The 1,614-nt window shown below is 69.1% G+C and carries 2 protein-coding genes; both read left to right on the top strand.

Features of this window, described 5'->3' with window-relative positions; genetic code table 11:
• Positions 1 to 530, top strand: a 530-nt coding sequence (locus ACOMD9_RS21060; protein ID WP_421417978.1) for a TRAP transporter small permease, incomplete at its 5' end; no start/stop codon positions are given.
• Positions 523 to 1,614: TRAP transporter large permease (locus ACOMD9_RS21055; protein WP_421417977.1), on the top strand; the 1,092-nt coding region annotated here is incomplete at its 3' end. The genes ACOMD9_RS21060 and ACOMD9_RS21055, both read left to right, overlap by 8 nt.

Genomic DNA, 1,614 nt, shown 5'->3' with positions numbered 1-1,614 from the left:
CGCGCGTCGGCCGGGGTCTGCAGCTGATGCTGGAGGGGGTGGCGGGTGCCACCCTCTTCGGCATGATGCTGCTGACCACGGCCGACGTGACCGGCCGCTACTTCTTCAACGCCCCGATCCTCGGCGCCGTGGAGCTGACCCAGCTGATGCTGGCGGCGCTGGTGTTCCTGTCGCTGCCGGTGGTGTGCTGGCGCCAGGAGCACATCAGCGTGGACCTGCTCGACGCGATCTTTCCCGCCCGGCTGATCTGGGTGCGGGAGGTGCTGGTCAACCTGCTGGTGACGGCGGCGCTGTGGGTGATGGCGCAGCGTGTCTGGGCGCTGGCCGAGCGCGCCTTCGACTGGGGCGACGTGACCGAGTTCCTGCGCATTCCGTACGGCTACCTGATCGGGCTGATCGCGATCATGCTGGCGCTCTCCGCGCTGCTGACCCTGGCGCGGGCGGTGCTCTACCTGCTGGAGGGGCTCAAGGTGGTCAAGCAGGGCGGCCCGCTGAGTCCCTCTGCAGAACGGGGAGGGACCCATGACTGAGGCACTCTACGGCTTCGCCGCGCTGCTGGTCCTGGTGTTCCTGCGGGTGCCGCTGGCGTTTGCCATGGGCATCGTGGGTTTCGTGGGCTTCTACTACCTGACCGGCAACTGGAACGCCGCCGAGGCGATGGCCGCGCGGCGGGTGGTGGACACCGCCATGGACTACGGGCTGTCGGTGATCCCGCTGTTCATCCTGATGGGCAACTTCGTCTCCCATGCCGGGCTGTCGGATGCGCTGTTCCGGGCCTCCAACGGCTTCCTGGGGCACCGCAAGGGCGGCCAGGCGATGGCCACCATCGTCGCCTGCGGCGGCTTCAGCGCCATCTGCGGCTCGAGCCTCGCCACCTGCGCCACCATGGGCCGGGTGGCCATGCCGCAGATGCGCAAGTACGGCTACAAGGACTCGCTGGCCTCGGCGTCGATCGCCGCCGGCGGCACCCTGGGCATCCTGATCCCGCCCAGCGTGATGCTGGTGATCTACGGCATCCTCACCGAGACCAGCATCCGCGAGCTGTTCGCGGCGGGCTTCATTCCCGGCATCCTGGGGATCTTCCTCTACCTGGGGGCGGTGAAGTGGGTGCTGTGGCGCGACCCCGCGGCGGGCCCGGCGGCGGAGCGGGTGCCCTGGGCCGAGCGCCTGGCCGCGCTGAAGAGCGTGGGCAGCACCCTGGCGCTGTTCGTGCTGGTGATCGGCGGCATCTACCTGGGGGTGTTCACGCCCACCGAGGCGGCCGGCATCGGCGCCATGGGCGCCTTCCTGATCGCCCTGATGCGCCGCGCGCTGAATCCGCGGGTGCTGATGGCGGTGCTGATGGACACGGTGCGGACCACGGCGATGCTGTTCGCGGTGGTGCTGACGGCGCTGATCTTCGCCAACTTCGTCAACCGGGCCGGGCTGCCGGGCGACCTGCTGGCGCTGGTCAACGGGCTGAACGTGGCGCCCTTCGTGGTGATCCTGGTGATCATCGCCATCTACGTGGTGCTGGGCTGCGTGTTCGAGAGCATGTCGATGCTGCTGCTCACGGTGCCGGTGTTCTTCCCGGTGGTGGCGGGGCTGGGCTACGACCTGGTGTGGTTCGGCATC

Origin of the sequence: Halomonas terrestris, assembly GCF_049166755.1 — a bacterium.
Classification (GTDB): domain Bacteria; phylum Pseudomonadota; class Gammaproteobacteria; order Pseudomonadales; family Halomonadaceae; genus Halomonas.
Note: the sequence above shows the minus strand (reverse complement) of the source record. Positions and strands in the feature narration are given on the sequence as shown.